At 55.4% G+C, this 15145-nt stretch carries 15 protein-coding genes and 1 pseudogene; 11 read left to right on the top strand and 5 right to left on the bottom strand.

The annotated features are described in order from the left end of the window. The 4 genes from HFM78_RS12970 to lpxA form a co-directional block, all read left to right on the top strand. Window positions 1-986: BamA/TamA family outer membrane protein (locus HFM78_RS12970; protein ID WP_287129869.1), on the top strand; the 986-nt coding region annotated here is incomplete at its 5' end. Then, window positions 987-1811 (top strand): UDP-3-O-acyl-N-acetylglucosamine deacetylase, encoded by an 825-nt coding sequence (gene lpxC, locus HFM78_RS12965; protein WP_287129868.1) that lies wholly within the window; start codon window positions 987-989, stop codon window positions 1809-1811. It begins immediately after the preceding gene. A 10-nt stretch (window positions 1812-1821) separates the two neighbouring features. After that, window positions 1822-2301: a 3-hydroxyacyl-ACP dehydratase FabZ gene (gene fabZ / locus HFM78_RS12960; protein ID WP_287129867.1), complete on the top strand. Its 480-nt coding sequence runs from the start codon at window positions 1822-1824 to the stop codon at window positions 2299-2301. Continuing rightward, the gene (gene lpxA, locus HFM78_RS12955) at window positions 2298-3143 is read left to right on the top strand and encodes an acyl-ACP--UDP-N-acetylglucosamine O-acyltransferase (protein ID WP_287129866.1); all 846 of its coding nucleotides are present in this window, start codon (window positions 2298-2300) and stop codon (window positions 3141-3143) included. Before fabZ ends, lpxA begins: the two co-directional genes overlap by 4 nt. Window positions 3144-3195: 52 nt before the next feature. Here the strand turns inward: lpxA and HFM78_RS12950 are convergent, their stop codons facing one another. Next, window positions 3196-3690: a hypothetical protein gene (locus HFM78_RS12950; RefSeq protein WP_287129865.1), complete on the bottom strand. Its 495-nt coding sequence runs from the start codon at window positions 3688-3690 to the stop codon at window positions 3196-3198. Window positions 3691-3806: 116 nt separating this feature from the next. On the opposite strand from HFM78_RS12950, the gene speY reads away from it, so the two are divergent. After that, window positions 3807-4907, top strand: a complete 1101-nt coding sequence (gene speY / locus HFM78_RS12945; RefSeq protein WP_287129864.1) for a homospermidine biosynthesis protein — start codon at window positions 3807-3809, stop codon at window positions 4905-4907. Here the strand turns inward: speY and HFM78_RS12940 are convergent. After that, window positions 4881-5339, bottom strand: coding sequence for a hypothetical protein (locus HFM78_RS12940; RefSeq protein WP_287129863.1), 459 nt, complete (start codon window positions 5337-5339; stop codon window positions 4881-4883). The genes speY and HFM78_RS12940 overlap by 27 nt on opposite strands. A 233-nt stretch (window positions 5340-5572) precedes the next feature. Between HFM78_RS12940 and HFM78_RS12935 the strand changes: the two genes are divergently transcribed. The 6 genes from HFM78_RS12935 (at window position 5573) to HFM78_RS12910 (ending at window position 10709) form a co-directional block, all read left to right on the top strand. Beyond that, a complete protein-coding gene (locus tag HFM78_RS12935; protein ID WP_287129862.1) occupies window positions 5573-6610 on the top strand; it encodes a rod shape-determining protein in 1038 nt (345 codons plus the stop codon). Window positions 6611-6620: 10 nt separating this feature from the next. Further along, window positions 6621-7397 (top strand): rod shape-determining protein MreC, encoded by a 777-nt coding sequence (gene mreC / locus HFM78_RS12930; RefSeq protein WP_287129861.1) that lies wholly within the window; start codon window positions 6621-6623, stop codon window positions 7395-7397. Next, on the top strand, window positions 7381-7890 hold the full coding sequence (mreD, locus tag HFM78_RS12925) for a rod shape-determining protein MreD (RefSeq protein WP_287129860.1): 510 nt from the start codon (window positions 7381-7383) through the stop codon (window positions 7888-7890). The genes mreC and mreD overlap by 17 nt, the downstream gene beginning before the upstream one ends. A 301-nt stretch (window positions 7891-8191) precedes the next feature. Continuing rightward, window positions 8192-8668: a hypothetical protein gene (locus tag HFM78_RS12920; protein ID WP_287129859.1), complete on the top strand. Its 477-nt coding sequence runs from the start codon at window positions 8192-8194 to the stop codon at window positions 8666-8668. Between the two features lie 47 nt (window positions 8669-8715). Then, window positions 8716-9996, top strand: a complete 1281-nt coding sequence (locus HFM78_RS12915; protein WP_287129858.1) for a lectin-like protein — start codon at window positions 8716-8718, stop codon at window positions 9994-9996. 569 nt (window positions 9997-10565) lie between these two features. After that, window positions 10566-10709: a hypothetical protein gene (locus HFM78_RS12910; protein WP_287129857.1), complete on the top strand. Its 144-nt coding sequence runs from the start codon at window positions 10566-10568 to the stop codon at window positions 10707-10709. 147 nt (window positions 10710-10856) lie between these two features. Here the strand turns inward: HFM78_RS12910 and HFM78_RS12905 are convergent, their stop codons facing one another. The 3 genes and pseudogenes from HFM78_RS12905 to HFM78_RS12895 all read right to left on the bottom strand — a co-directional run bounded on the left by HFM78_RS12905 (window position 10857) and on the right by HFM78_RS12895 (window position 14821). Continuing rightward, entirely contained in the window at window positions 10857-12464 is a 1608-nt protein-coding gene (locus HFM78_RS12905) for a peptide chain release factor 3 (RefSeq protein WP_287129856.1), read from the bottom strand. A gap of 22 nt (window positions 12465-12486) precedes the next feature. Then, the gene (locus HFM78_RS12900) at window positions 12487-13320 is read right to left on the bottom strand and encodes an SDR family oxidoreductase (protein ID WP_287129855.1); all 834 of its coding nucleotides are present in this window, start codon (window positions 13318-13320) and stop codon (window positions 12487-12489) included. Between the two features lie 26 nt (window positions 13321-13346). Beyond that, window positions 13347-14821, bottom strand: a pseudogene (locus HFM78_RS12895) (cryptochrome/photolyase family protein). Between the last annotated feature and the right edge of the window lie 324 nt (window positions 14822-15145).

The raw sequence follows: 15145 nt of genomic DNA, 5'->3' as shown, positions 1-15145 counted from the left end.
TCGGGACCCTCTCTTACCAGGAACAAAACCTCGGCGGTAACAACCAGAAAGTCGGGCTCGACCTCCAGGCCGGGACCCGTCAGCTTCAGTTCGCGGTCAACTTCACCGATCCCTGGGTGAACTCCGACCCGAGCCGCACCGCGCTCAATGTCAACCTCTACGCCCGCGATACCTTCAGCTATGTGTTTGACCAGATTAGTCTGCCCGGTGATGTCGGACTTCCCCGTGAGAACCGGATCGGGACAGCGGTGACCTTCGGGCGGCCCTTGGCAGATGGCTGGCGCGGTACGGCGGGGGGCCGGATTGAGCGGGTCCAACTGCGCGATGCCGCTGGTGTGGTTTATACCACCGATGGTGCGGGCAATCCCCTCACCGCCAGCGGTACCGATGCTGACAATCTCTACGCCCTAGAAGCAAGTCTGGTCCGCGACCAGCGCGACAGTACCCTAACGCCGACGCGGGGGACCTTGCTGAGCGTCGGGGCGAGCCAAAACATTGGCATCATCAGCAGTACACCTTTTTACACGCGGTTGGGCGGGGAGTACAGCCAGTTCAACGCCGTGCCGGGACTCCTGCCTTTTGGGGATGGACAGCAGATCTTAGCTTTTAACGCACGGGCGGGGACCCTGCTTGGTCTGTTCCCGCCCTATGAAGCCTGGACGCTGGGCGGTAGTAACTCGGTGCGCGGGTTTTTTGAGGGGGCCTTGGGGAGTGGTCAGAGTTTCCTCGTCACCACCGCTGAACTCAGGACGCCGATTGTAGACCCGGTGGCTGGGGTCCTGTTCGTGGATTACGGGACGGACTTGGGTACTGCGGCCTCGGTCCTCGGTGCCCCCGCCATCCTCCGTAACAAACCGGGGAGTGGCATCGGCTATGGGGTGGGCCTCCGGTTGCAGTCGCCTCTGGGTCCGCTGCGGATTGACCTGGGCCTCAACAATGTCACTAGCGGCAGTCAGATTCACTTTGGTATCGGCGAGAAGTTCTAAATGCAGCACACCACCGCCCTGCCCTTCACCCTGGCTGGGCCGACCCTCCACAGCGGTAAATGGTGCGAGTTGACGGTCCAACCCGCCCCTGCCCACACCGGTCGCCAGTTCATTCGCCGTGACCTAACCCTTAGCCCCCCCCTCCCGGCGGTCGCCGATTGGGTCGGCTCGACTCAACTCTCGACCCTACTTGAACAGGGAGCCGTGCAGGTGCGGACCCCTGAACACTTATTGGCGGCCTTGGTCGGGCTGGAGATTGACAACTGTGAGATTACCCTCGACCAGGGTGAACTGCCGATCCTAGATGGTTGTGCCCTGAGTTATGTCGCGCAGATCCAGCGGGTAGGCCGGGTCGCCCAAGCCGGGGATCAGCCTGTAGTCCGCCTCCTGGAACCCGTCAGTGTCTGGGACGGCGACCGCTTCGTGGCGGCATTTCCGGCCCCGGAGTTACGGTTGAGCTATGGGATTGATTTTCCGGGGACGGTGATGGGTCGGCAGTGGACCTCCTGGGTGATTACCCCAGCGATATTTAGCCAGGAACTCGCGCCCGCCCGCACCTTCACGACCCTAGCGCAGGTGGAACAACTGCGGGCACGGGGACTGATTCAGGGCGGTAGTCTCGACTCGGCTCTAGTTGCGGCTGAGGACCATTGGGTGGGGCACTTACCCCACTGGCCCGATGAACCCTGTCGGCATAAGGCCCTCGATCTCTTAGGAGACTTGGCCCTCATCGGGGCACCCCTGGTGGCCCATGTGGTTGCCTTCAAAGCCGGTCACGACCTCCATGTGAAACTTGCCCAGTGTTTACGTCAATTTATTCAGTGAGTCATCGTCCATGCCGCAATCCGAACCGCTGCTGCCCAGTCGTCCCATCCTCTATAACACTGAGGCCATCCAACAAGTCTTGCCCCACCGTTACCCGTTTCTTTTTGTAGACGGGATTTTGGAGTATGTGCCCCACCAATACTGTGTGGGTATCAAGAATGTTTCGGTCAACGAATTTTACTTCCCCGGTCACTTCCCCGGCAGCCCGCTATTCCCGGCAGTACTACTACTGGAAGCTATTGGGCAGGTGGGGGCTTTTTTGGTCCTCAAGTCCTTGCAGGAGAATCGTTTACTCGTTTTCACCGGCACGGAGCGCACCCGTTTTCGCATCCCGATCCAACCCGGTGCCCAAGTCGTGATGCGTGCTGAGATCGTCAAAATCCGGGGCAACCGCTTTGGTAAACTAAACGGCAGAGCTGAAGTAAATGGTCATTTGGCTGGAGAAGCCGACATGAATTTTGCCTTGGTCGAGCGGACCAGTCTGCCATGAGCCAACCCACCCTGATGTCCTTGATCCACCCCACCGCCCTGGTCCACCCCAAAGCCCAACTCCACCCCACGGTCCGCGTCGGACCCTACAGTGTGGTGGGCGAACACGTTACCATCGGCCCCGAGACTGAGGTGATGGCCCAGGTGGTAATTGACGGTTGGACGGAGATCGGGGCCAATAACCGTATTTTCCCCGGCGCGGTCATCGGCGGTGAACCCCAGGACCTCAAGTATCAGGGTGCGCCCTCACGCGTAATCATCGGCAACAATAATCGACTGCGCGAGTGCGTCACGGTCAACCGAGCGACTCACGAGGGCGAATGTACGGTGATCGGGGATGACAATTTACTGATGGCCTACGTCCACGTCGCCCACAACTGCGCCATTGCAGATCAGGTGGTCATCTCTAGTTCGGTATTGCTCGCCGGTCACGTGACGATTGAATCAAGGGCCGTGATTGGGGGGATGTTGGGTATCCACCAGTTCGTCCATGTGGGCCGTCTCTCCATGGTCGGCGGGATGTCGCGGGTGGAGCGGGATGTGCCGCCCTTCACCATGGTCGAGGGCAACCCAGCCCGGGTACGCGGCTTGAACCTCGTCGGCCTAGCCCGCGCCGGGATCTCTCCCCAGCAAGACGACCAGACCTATGCACTCATTCGTAAAGCCTTCCGGGTCCTGTATCGCTCCGGGCAAACCTTCAATGAGGCCCTAGACGAACTAACCCAGTTCCCGCCCAATCTCGCTGTGGACCACCTCGTCCATTTCCTCCAACAATCCCTCAGCACTCGTCGCGGTCCCGTACCCGGTTCCCAAAAAAATAAATCTGTTGCTGACAATACTTAGCGTGAGTTTAAGTTTTATCCAAATAGTTTCATCATCGGTTTTAAAAAGTATGTCACCTCTCGAACCAATCGCGTAGCAGCACTTTACTGGCGACGTAGGGGGCTAGTTGATAGTGTTCCGCGAGCATCCACGCAATCAAACAGAAATGGACTACAAATGTCGCCAGGGTCCAAGAGAGGATAAACGCCGCTACTTGGGTGTTATTCCACGACCAACAGGAGAAAAAAACCAAGAGCGGTGGTAGAAACACTAGGGCTAAGCCGACCCCCCAAATCACCAGGGTTATGTCTAGGTCCTCCTGGGGCACCGCTTGCCATTTGCCCGCCCACCGCCAAGTCAACGGTTGGGCACTATCCTCCACCCGCACCAGTCCCTGCTCTGGCACACAGGTAAAAATGTGACGGCAAAAATTACAGGCAAAAGCTTCCATCAGTAGGAGGGCTGAAATCTGCCCATGGCGACAGACCGGACAGGGGTAGCTGTCGTGGTAAGTAAGGGGTTGGGTAGCAGTAGGCACCGTGGTGGCTGGAATGCGGATCTCCAGCATTCCAGATTTGGCTGGGGACGGCTAGGTTATTTCATTAAACTTTGCATCGTAACAGCGTATGCATGGGTGGCGGGGTCCATGTGTAACCATAGAACCAGTCGTATTTCCAGGACACCGTGGCTAAGAGTCGTTTCTTGAGGGGCCAGCGCATTGACCCTCAACCCATTACCCCGGATATCAGTGTCGTTGACCTGATTGAGCAGACCTTTTTGGCCTACAACGCCGCCCGTCTCCAGGAAGCCTGTCATCTGTTGGCCCAAAAAATGCTCCAGCCCGAAACCACCGTGGGCTTGACCTTAACCGGAGCCTTGACCCCGGCGGGTCTCGGCATCTCAGCCTTGATCCCCTTGGTCCAGGGCGGTTATGTGGACTGGGTGATTGCCACCGGGGCGAACCTCTATCACGATACCCACCACGGTCTCGGGCTGGCGATGCACAAGGGGAGTACGAATATCTCCGATGTCATTCTGCGTGATGAAGGCGTAGTGCGGATTTACGATATTTTCTTTGATTACGATGTATTACTCTCCACCGATAAGTTCTTCTACACCTTGCTGAAGGCCCCAGAATTCCAACGAGTGATGGGCACAGCCGAGTTTCATTATCTGTGTGGTAAATATATTGCCGAGCGCGAACAAGTCTTGGGCATCCGCGATAAATCCTTCCTGGCGAGTTGCTACCGCGCCGGAGTCCCGGTCTACACCTCTAGCCCTGGGGATTCCTCCATTGGCATGAACATTGCTGCTCTCCGCTTAGTTGGCGAAGGCCCGGTGATTGACATTGCCCTCGACGTAAACGAGACCGCCGGATTAGTTTTAGAGGCAAAACGGACCGGCGGCAAGAGCGGGATCTGGATCTTGGGCGGCGGCTCCCCCAAAAACTTCGCCCTCCAGACCGAACCCCAACTCCAGGAAGTGCTGGGCATTCAAGAGAAGGGCCATGATTACTTTTTACAGATCACCGATGCCCGCCCCGACACCGGCGGTCTCTCCGGCGCGACCCCGAGTGAAGCCGTCTCCTGGGGCAAGGTAGACCCCGACCAACTCCCCGACACCGTGGTTTGCTATGTAGACAGCACGATTGCCCTACCGTTACTGACCGCCTACATCCTCGCCAAAGTCCCCTCCCGTCCGCTCAAACGGCTCTACGACCGCCGCGACGCAATCCTTGACCGACTCAAACAAGAACACCTAGCCGCTCAAGCCGAGTCGGAGTGAAGGGACCACCGCCGCGACATTGATGTAGAGGACTTCCAGACAGGTAGTCGCAATACATACCTCTCCCAACCAACCCTCGAACACCCAGTCCCCCAGGTTAGGACGGCTGACCTGAAGCTGCAACGCGAGGGCCACCGTCCATTGACGGTGGGGATTTTCGTGGTCCCACATCCCCAGCTCCCGCCGATAGACCGCGCCCTGGGGTGAACGGACCTGAATCGCCAGGGAATAGACCCCCGCTGCAATCCCCGGCCCAAAAAAGAAGACCACATCAAAAGAAAACTCCTCCCCCAACCGCCAAACCCGCAATTGGGGGTCCAAGATCCCCCGCGCCGTCGCCCCTCCCTCCGTAGACCATTCCCGACACAACAAAACATACCCCCGCGCCGGGACCCGTGCCATTGCCATCGCTTTACTGAGAAAGAATTGCATTAAGATTGCCACGGCCTAGGCCCGGTTGTCAAGAGGCCCCCTAATCCCCATGAACTACGGCACGACCACCCCTAGCGGTCTCTCCGCTTCAACGCCACACCTAGCCAGCTTCCCAGCCGCTGAAGTTAATAATTATCATCCCCACCAACCCTAGGTTGTTTTATGTATCATTCCGTCAGTTATAAGAAAGCCTTGTGCTAAAATCCCATGAAGCTTTAACGGGGACAAGGCACGTGGGTTTCTTCAGTCGCTTTTCCAGAGACATTGGCATTGATCTGGGTACCGCGAATACATTAATTTATGTAGCCGGACGGGGCATTGTCCTTTCCGAACCCTCGGTCGTCGCCATTGACGAAATCACCAAAACGCCGCTTGCCGTGGGTGAGGAAGCTAAAAAAATGCTGGGGCGGACCCCCGGTAACATCCGTGCCCTCCGGCCCCTCCGCGATGGCGTTATTGCTGATTTTGAGACCGCCGAGCAGATGCTCAAACACTTTATCCGCCGGGTCCATGAAGGGACATCGCTTATCCAACCGCGTATTGTGATTGGTATTCCTTCGGGTGTAACTGGGGTTGAGCGCAGGGCCGTGATGGATGCAGCCTACCAAGCCGGGGCTCGTGAAGTTTTCTTGGTAGATGAACCTGTGGCAGCAGCAATTGGCGCGGGACTCCCGGTTTCCGAACCAACTGGAACGATGATTGTGGACATTGGCGGCGGGACCACCGAGGTCGCCGTTCTCTCGCTCAAAGGAATTGTGCTATCAGAATCCGTGCGGGTTGCCGGGGACGAACTCAACGAAGCCATCACCCAATACCTCAAAAAAGTCCACAACCTGATTATTGGTGAACGCACCGCCGAGGACATCAAAATCCAAATCGGTTCCGCGTACCCCAATAAGGGCGAAGAGCACAAAATGCAGGTGCGCGGACTCCATCTGCTCTCGGGTTTACCCCGGACCGTGACTATCTGTGCTACAGAGATTCGTGAAAGTATGACGGAGCCCCTCGCGGTCATCGTCGAGGCCGTCAAACGGACCCTAGAGCGCACGCCTCCCGAGCTTGCCGCTGACATCATTGACCGGGGCGTAATGCTTGCCGGTGGGGGTGCCCTGTTGCGCGGTCTTGATGCCTTAATCTCCCATGAGACAGGTATCTTGGTCCATGTGGCAGAGGACCCCTTGAGTTGTGTCGTCCTCGGGACCGGCAAGGTCGTGGAGAACTTCAAGAGTCTAGAGCGCGTTTTGAGCGGTAGTTTCCGGGGTAAAGAGTGAAGGTGAAACCATGAGAGCAGGTCTGCTGCGCTGGTGGGGTCGTTATCAGTGGCAGGTGGTCGGTACCCTGGTCCTCTTACTTGCCGCTCTCTATATCCGGCAAACCCAAGCCCAGGTTTTAACAGATGTCTGGTACTGGCTAAACTGGCCCTTGGTCGGTCTAGAAGTCGTCCCGCCGCCGAATCTCAGCACCTACCGCACCTTAGAACTAGAACAACGCCTGACATCGCTAGAGCAGGAGAACGAACGGTTACGGACGATGCTAGCGGTCCCGGTTACTCCCCAAAGTAAACCTGTGGCGGCCCAAGTGATTGGGCGCAACGGGGACCACTGGTGGCGCACCCTCGTCCTCAATCGCGGGACTACGGATGGGGTCGCCTTGGGAAACCCGGTCACGGCTCCGGGGGGCTTAATTGGTGAAGTGGTGGCGGTCTCAGACCGTACGGCGCGGGTGCTGTTGGTGAGTGACCCCCTCAGCAAGGTCGGGGTTCAGGTCAACCGGACGGGGGCCATGGGCGTGGTTACGGGGACCTACCGCAGTGAAGGCATTCTGGAGTTCTTTGATAGCCAGAGTCAGGTCAAGCTAGGGGATACCGTGGTGACTTCGGGCCTGAGTTCACGGTTTCCGGGCAACCTCCCGGTGGGGAAGATTAGCCGTCTCCCGGACAAACGTACAGAAGTCCTCCAGGCTACGGTTCAATTCACGGCTCCCCTGGACGGTTTGCAGTGGGCCTTTATCCACACTGGGGTGGTCAGCCGCCCTCTGCCTGATGCTCTCACGCCCTAACTTGATGGTCCACCTGGGGACGGTCCTCTCGGGGTTGGCCTGTGCCTATGCTCAGTGGCTCTACCTACCGGGGTTGAGCTTGGGGGGAGTGACGGTGGATTGGGTGGTGCTGTGGGTGGTCTGTTTTAGCTTTGAGCGGACTTGGTGGCAGGGTTTATTGGCGGGGTGCATGCTGGGCTTGGTCTTAGATGGCTTGGGACCAGCCTTGCCTACCCATACGCTGGGACTCGCCCTCGTGGGGGTCTTGACGGCTTGGTTACGCAACTATCGGCTCCTGCAATCGGAAGTCCTCGCCTTGGGGTTAATAGCGTTTGCCTTGGCGGTCCTCTACGAGACGACCTTGGCCCTACAGTTTATGGCCCTCGGTTGGGTCGAGACAGATTTGCTCTGGGCACATCACCAACGGGTCAGTCTCGCCTCAGGGCTAGTGACGAGCCTCTGGGCACCGCTGCTCTGGTGGCCCCTGCGTCACTGGTGGAAATTGACGGGCTGAGAAGCCGTTCTGTACTGCTGTCGCACAGATTCCCTGACATGACCTGCCCCCTCGCTTTGGCGACTTCCGGGTGGTGCTACCCGTTTTAGCCGTTGCTCCCAAGCAGACGTGTGGCAGCCGTGACAAGTATTTGTACCAAGCGCGGCACTTGATGGAGAATTTTTTTACAACTGGAGCAGCAAGTAGTACCGATCCGGTACGATATAGGGGCTAGGCACCTTCTGGTAGCGATTTATATAGTAGAAGTGGTAATCTGGCTGAATTATGGTTTAATAAAAAGGAAAGATCAGGTAGTTAACAGATGAAGCGACCTAGACGAGTATTTTTAGTGAAATTGGGTGCATTTATCCTCCTACCCTTTACCCGATTGTCAGTACATGGACAGGAAAACAATGTAGCTACTATTGAATGGCGACTCCAAAGAGAGCAGGTTAAGAAAGTACGAGAGTCGCTAAGCTTTAAGGGAACCATACAGGGCGATCCCAAAACAGTGGAGGGTAGTAAAGGCTTGCCCTTGGTTTACATTCTGGTTGGCGCGGTGGCTCTAGCAGAGTTAGCTAAGACCTTGTTAGATCTTTATCGCGATGTCCAGTATGGCGCATTCATTATTTATAAGGACAAGAAGACTGGTAAACTAAAAATCGAAAATGATAGCAAGCTGCCTGGAGGGACGATAGTTGTATCGCAGAATGACGGCAAAATCCAGGTTCTCCAGGCTCAACAAAATCCGCAAATCTTGGATTTAGTGAAGGCGATGGAGGCGATTAGCAAAAAATGATGAATCTAGGATTCTCCCGCCCATTAAAAGTTTTCTTGGTGCTTGTGTTGGCTACTTGGTTAATCGGAGGTGCACTGAAAGCACAACCCAATAGAGAAGTTCGGATTATGGATAAGAAAGGAAAATCTATTGTCCTCTACAAAGAAAGCCATGCGCTAATTATTTGGGTAGGCGATTATAAGGCTTGGAGTAAATTAATTAATGTAGAACGAGAAGCCAACGATGTCAAAGCTGTATTAGTGCGTCAGGGATTTAACGTGAGAATGGTAGGCAATCCAACGGGGCAGTCTATCATGAGCGAGGTTCAAGATTTTATTGCTACCTATGGGTATAAACGTGACAATCGCTTAGTGATTTTCTACACAGGTCATGGCGATACACGCAACAGAGATAAGGGCTATTTAGTTCCCGTAGATGCACCCGATCCAACACTGGATGAAACCGATTTCTTAAGAAAGGCAGTTTCTATGGAACAGGTCATGACTTGGGCAAGGAATATTGAATCTAAGCATGTTCTGTTTGTATTTGACAGTTGTTTCTCTGGTACGGTATTCAAGACAAAATCTAAAATGAAGTTGGACGATTCTTATATACGGACAGTGATAGATAAGCCCGTTCGTCAGTTTCTAGCAGCTGGTGATGCAGGTCAAAAAGTTCCTGCCAAGAGTGTGTTTACCCCGCTTTTAGTACGGGCACTTAAGGGCGAGGCTGATTTCTCTAAAGATGGATATGTCACTGGCAGCGAACTAGGTCTTTTTCTAACACAAAAGTTACCGGGATACACAAACAACAGCCAGTCGCCACAGTATGGAAAAATTCGGGATGTAGAATTGGATCAAGGAGATATTGTCTTTCGCCCACCGCCAGAACCTGTCCCAACAATTATTCCTGAGCCCCCTAGCTACTGCAATCAGAGTACAAGAAACCAAACAACTTATTGGCTTTGCGCTTCAAAGCAAACTTGGTATCAAGCAGATTTAACCTGCAAAAAATCTGGCTCCTCCTTAGTCCTCATTGAAGATGAAGATGAGGATGCCTTTCTTTTCAAGCAGATTCAGCGTTATAGTTTGGGTGACACTTGGATCGGGCTGACTGATCAAGAAACTGAAAACTATTGGACTTGGAATAATGATAACCCTCTTGCTTATTCAAACTGGGATAAAAACCCACCAAACAATGAACCCAACAATGGTATGGGCAACTTCCAAGGTGGTGAGGACTGCGCGGTGATCATGAATAAACAACCTGGTCGCGAATCTAAGTGGGATGATCGACCTTGTAACCTTGAAGGCTACACATATAACTTCATTTGTAGATTTTCTCAATGATTTTTTTAAGGGCATAAGTAAAAATGAATCAAGATTTTGGAGTTTGAGGTGCAGTGGAAAAGAAAATAGGTTCAAGAGAACAACTTGAATAATCAAATTGGTTGTAGCCAATTTACATCGGCATTTTCGTTATTAGCTATTTCCTTTGCCCTACGCGTTAACGCAATGTGTTATTAAACCGCTCCACTCCATTCGTCTTACCACTCTCTTTACCCACTCCATGATGACGCTCAGGAGCGATGACTTGGCTGTAGGCTGACCAAAAATCAGTGCAGCAAATGGCACAGGACTTACGCAAAGCGACGGGTGATGATAGCCTATGTATCGTCAGAACCCTGGCTGAGACTTCTTGCCAAGCACCGGTTACCCACAGTGTGGCACCTTGCCCATTTAAGCCGGGATGGGGTTCAAGATGCGGACCACAGTGGTTTTTTAACGGGGAGAAGCAAATAACCAGTAAGGCTAAAGTGCCAGCCAGCGGCTAACTCTGGCTGCTACAGGCTGTGTTTTTTCTGATGCAAAGTGTGATGGCTATTTCTTCCTTAGGGGCTATAGGCTGTGCGTAAGTCATGAACAGGACTCAAAACGCCACGGTTGGCGTACCAAAGGCGTGGCGCGTCCGTTGGCAAGTCGCGGAGTTTCACCGCGAAGTCAAACAGGTGTGGGTAGGGCTTAAAGACGTAGCCTATGGTAGAGGCCAAACCATCTATTAACTCAAGCAGGGGCTACGCTCTGGGTGGTTGATGCAGCAACTGAAGCACCCTGCCATGCCGATGGCTCTTGCGGAAGTCCCGAGATCGTAGTCTAGCTCTATCGCAAACTTGCGGTCATTCCACAGTCACAGACGTGTTGATGCTTGCCTACAAGGGCGCAATTGTCAGGAATTTTAGCTGGGGGTTACGGGTTTGCATCTGGTCTACGGCCCATTCGTTTTTGAAGAGGACGACCCGGCGGCCCAACAAGTCCTTGACCACCCGCGTATCAGGGTAGAGGACCAGAGCCGAGCTATCTCCTTCCAGCCAACGGGCCAACTTATAGGGTAAGGGTTCCAGGAGGGTCTCGACCCCGTACTCGGTCTCCAAACGCGACTGAATCACCTCAAACTGCAACTGCCCCACTGCCGCCAAGAGCGGGTCACGGCGGCTCTCGTCGAGGTCGTACATCACCTGCACCGCCCCTTCCTGACTCAACTGCTCAATACCCTTGGTGAAATTTTTGTACTTGGAGGGGTTGGGGTTACGCAGCAGGGCGAAAAGCTCCGGCGGGAATTGGGGGATGCCCTGGAACTGGATATTTTTGCCCACACAGACCGTATCCCCGATGGCGAATACCCCCGGATTGGTCAGCCCGATGATATCCCCGGCGTAGGCTTCGGTAATCACCTCGCGCTCTTGCCCAAAGAGTTTTTGGGGACGAGTGAGGCGAATTTTTCGGCCCGTGCGGACATGGTTGACGGTCATATCCTTCTCGAAACGGCCCGAACAGACCCGCACAAAGGCAATACAGTCCCGGTGTTTCGCGTCCATATTGGCCTGGATCTTGAAGACGAACCCCGAAAACTCCTCGTCCTCCGGTTCTACTTTGCCCCCCTTGACCAGACGGGGACTGGGACGGGCGGCAAGTCCCGTGAAGGTATCCAAGAAGAGTTGGACCCCAAAGTTATTCATTGCTGAGCCGAAAAAGACGGGCGTAATCTGGCCCTGCTGCACCTGCTCAAGGTCAAAATCATCTCCAGCACCATCCAGGATCTCGATTTCTTCGCGGAACTGGCGGTAAGTCTGGGGATCGCTTAGCCGCTCAATCTGGGGGTCATCCAACCCGGTCAGTTGGACCGGAGCCCGCCTACGTCCGTGTTCACTACCATCAAAGAGGTGCATTTGCCGGGTCAAACGGTCGTACACGCCCTTAAAAGTCGGCCCAATGCCGATGGGCCAGTTCATCGGGAACGCCCCAATCCCCAGGATTTTTTCGAGTTCGTCCAGGAGTTGTAAGGGTTCGCGGCCCGGTCGGTCGAGTTTGTTGATAAAGGTAAAAATTGGAATCCCGCGCATCCGACAGACTTCAAAAAGTTTGCGCGTCTGGGGCTCAATCCCCTTGGCTGCGTCAATCAGCATCACGGCGTTGTCCACCGCCGTCAGCGTCCGGTAAGTATCCTCAGAGAAATCCTGGTGGCCCGGTGTATCCAGTAAATTAATTTGCTGACCCGAGTAGGGAAACTGGAGGACGGTGGAGGTAATCGAAATCCCCCGCTGTTGCTCCAAGGCCATCCAGTCTGAGGTCGCGGCCCGGTGGTTGCGTTTAGCCCGCACGGACCCCGCCAACTCAATCGCCCCTCCGTACAGGAGTAGCTTTTCGGTGAGGGTCGTCTTACCCGCGTCGGGGTGGGAGATGATGGCAAAGGTACAGCGTTTCTGGACTTCGCTGTGGATACGCTCAGCGTCGGGGCTCGTGGTCTCGGGTGCTAGCACAGGTTTTTGACGGAAGTTACCTCTATTCTGGCATCTGCGTCAAACCGTACCGTTGGGCCATCATTTTCATAAAAGCCTTATCGCCCAAGGTTTCCCGTTGACCGATGGCGGACACCGAATCAGGACCAATCGCCACCCGTGCAAAGGGTTCACCTGCATCCAAAGCGGTCAACATCTGGGTAATCCCGTCGGCGGGGTCCTGGCGTTGGGGCATGACTTTACTCATCGCGGCTCCCCAACTGGCGCGGACTGCTTGATAAGGCGAATCCTCCTTGCCCCCGTCCCGCACCGCCGAGCGCGAACCGAAATCCGTCGCATAGGCCCCCGGCTCAATCACCAAGACCCGGATGCCAAAACTCGCCACTTCATAAAATAACGCCTCACTCAACGCTTCCACCGCAAACTTCGTCGCGTTATAAAATCCCCCGCCCGCAAAGGCCACCCGTCCGCCGACACTACTCAGGTTCACCACCAAACCCCTGCCCTGGGTCCGCATCACGGGCAAAACCGCCTGAGTCATCCGCACCAGACCAAAGACATTCACCTGGAACATCTGCTCCACCTTGGGCAGATCCCCCTCTTCCTGGGTGGCGAAATAACCGTAACCCGCATTATTCACTAGTCCATCAATCCGCCCAAAACGCGCTAAACCCGCCGCCACTGCTCGCTCGGGGTCTTCTGACTGGGTGACATCCAGGGGCAAGGTCAAGACCCTCTCGCCAAAACGTTCTGCAAAATCCTGGATCTGTTCGACTTGACGGGCCGTGGCAATCACTTGGTCCCCGCGCTCCAACAACCGCTCGGTCAACCCCCGCCCAAATCCCGTCGAGGTCCCTGTGATGAGCCATACCCCCATGTCCGCTGCTCCTTTTTAGGTGAATTTTACCATTGGACGACCGAGGACCGCTGATGGGCAAAGGCTTGACGCATCCGCTCAAGGTTGCGGTCCTTGACTTGGCTGTGGTTAACGATGGGTTCTGGGTAATCGTGGCCCACACGACAACCCGCTTCTTTTTGGACCGTGAGGGGTGCTTGCCAGGGTTCATAAATGTACTGTTTCGGCATCCGGGCTAGCACGGGTAAGTAACGGCGGACGAAACGGCCCTCGGGATCATACTTTTTGGGGAAGGTGACCGGGCTATAGACGCGGTGGTAGGCATGGAAAAAAGCACTCGCGGAGAGCCACAGCCAATTACTCGCGTTCAAGCTCCAGTCCTGGTCCACTAGCAAGCGGTCAAACACGGCCTGTCCGGTCTCCCAACTCAGCCAGAGGTCGCCACGGGTAAGGAAACAGGCACGGCGTGACGGCTCAAATGGTGCAGCCAGCCCTCCTGTGCCAGTTGGACCATCGCCGCATCAATCCAGGGATAGCCCGTCTGCCCCTCAGACCAAGCTGACAAAAATTGGGGGTTCTCATCCCAGGGAATCTGCCGACAAAGCGGGTTGCCCACCATCCGGTCATAGTTGGGGGTGCTGTAGGCGAGGGTGTAGAAGAATTCGCGCCAGATAATTTGACCGATGAGGGATACCGGCGGTTTTGTGTACTCGCCCACGGTCTGGTTAATTTGCTGGATGTGGTGGTAAAAGGTCCGCGCCGAGAGGCAGCCAAATTTGAGATGTGCCCCCAGTGCAGTCGTTGAGGGCGGAGCAAAGGCCGTGGGGTCAGTCTCGGGCTTAGCAAAGGTAACGACCCGGTTGATATCTGCACTGTAGTCAAAAAACCGCGCCCGACCCACCGTCTCACCGCCTTCATAAATCGGTTGTATACGCTCGTCCCCGGCGGGATAACCCAGTTCAGCCGGGGTGGGAATCGCATGGGCCGCTGCCACCTCACCGGGCGGGGGTAAAGTTTGGGGCGGCGCAATTATCTGGGGTACTTCCAGCTTCTCGATGAGCTTGCAAAAAGCCCCGTAGGTCTTGGGGGCACGTCCCCCATTTGCCTGGATGGTCGCATCGGGGTCAAAGAGGGTGTGACCCGTGGGCGTAATGACTTCAATACCCCGACGCTCAGCCAGGGCACGGACCCGCCCGTCCCGGTTGAGGGCAAAGGGTTCAGTATCGCGCTCAAAGCACAACCGACCAATCTGCCATTCCCCCAAAATCCGGTCCAGCACTAGCTCCGGTTGGCCTCGTAGCACAAATAGACGGGTACCTAGTTGCTGTAACTGAGCATCCAGATCCGTCAAACTTTCTAGTAAAAAGAGCATCCGGCTGACCCCGACCCGCTCCGGCGCGACAAACCAGGGGTCCAGGATGAAGACGGGCCACAAACGCCTAGCCCCCTGCGCCGCGCTCTGCAAAGCCGGGTTGTCATGCAGCCTAAGTCCCTTACGAAACCAGATGAGTGTGTTCGTCACGGCACCATTTTAGGAAGCGACTTTAGCCCCAGCCTACAACTCAAGAAGGCCCCTCCGCCCCACGTAGTGGGGGACCAAGGCAGTAAGAGATGAGAGAACTGTTGTAGGAGTCCCGGAAAGTTCCGCCGGGTCTGCTAAGTTTCCCGTGGGGTCTGCAAGATTGCCGTGGCTCTCGCAGGATTGCCGTGGCTCCGGCAAGATTTCCGCGAGACCAACTAAGCTTCCCCTGGAGTCTGCTAAGTTTCCCGCAAGACTTACAAAATTTCCGCGAGGCTTGCAAGATTTCCGTGGCTCCTACAACAGCTGCCCCCTACCCCCAGCCCC

Source organism: Candidatus Cyanaurora vandensis, assembly GCF_013285555.1.
GTDB classification, from domain to species: domain Bacteria; phylum Cyanobacteriota; class Cyanobacteriia; order Gloeobacterales; family Anthocerotibacteraceae; genus Cyanaurora; species Cyanaurora vandensis.
The sequence above is the reverse complement of the archived record's forward strand: the minus strand, read 5'-3'. Positions and strand labels throughout refer to the sequence as shown.